Annotated in this window: 1 protein-coding gene; it reads left to right on the top strand. The window is 66.4% G+C overall.

Going from position 1 to position 525, the window contains the following annotated elements; translation table 11 throughout:
• Nucleotides 1–266: 266 nt before the first annotated feature.
• On the top strand, nt 267–525 hold a 259-nt coding region (locus AC1DRF_RS31990; protein ID WP_477742827.1), incomplete at its 3' end, for a CHASE3 domain-containing protein.

The raw sequence follows: 525 nt of genomic DNA, 5'->3' as shown, positions 1-525 counted from the left end.
ACCTGGATCCGTGGTACCAGGCCTTCGACGTGAAGGACGGAAAGATGTTCCTGGCGCCCGACAAGCGCGTGCAGGTTTACTGAGTCATGCSCTCGGGCATGTGACACCGACGGGCCGCCTCGCGCGGCCCGTCGCTATTCGGGCGTGAGGAAAACGCGTTTGTTGACCGTTGTTCTCCCGTTGAGCCGCATTCGCTCCACGCGACGTTGACTGCCTCGGCACGAAGGTGCTTCAAGCGCATCACGACGATGCGTTCCCGGGGGAACATGGATCGATCGGCGCGCCATGGCAGGCGGCATCCACATCACCATCGCGCATGGCTGCTCGCGGGTGTCGGGCTCGGCGTGGCCATCGTTGCGCTGCTGGCTTCGCAGGCCTGGCGCCAGCATCGGCAGACGCAGGACACGCAGGCCTACGTGGCCGGCACGTCCGCGGTTCTGCACGACACGCTCAGGCTCGAAGCAACCGCGGCGGCGATGGAAGCGAGCCACCGCGGCTTCCTGCTCACCGGCGATCCGGCGTTCG

The organism is Priestia sp. P5_B4, assembly GCF_056400385.1.
This window is presented reverse-complemented; position numbering and strand designations above follow the sequence as displayed.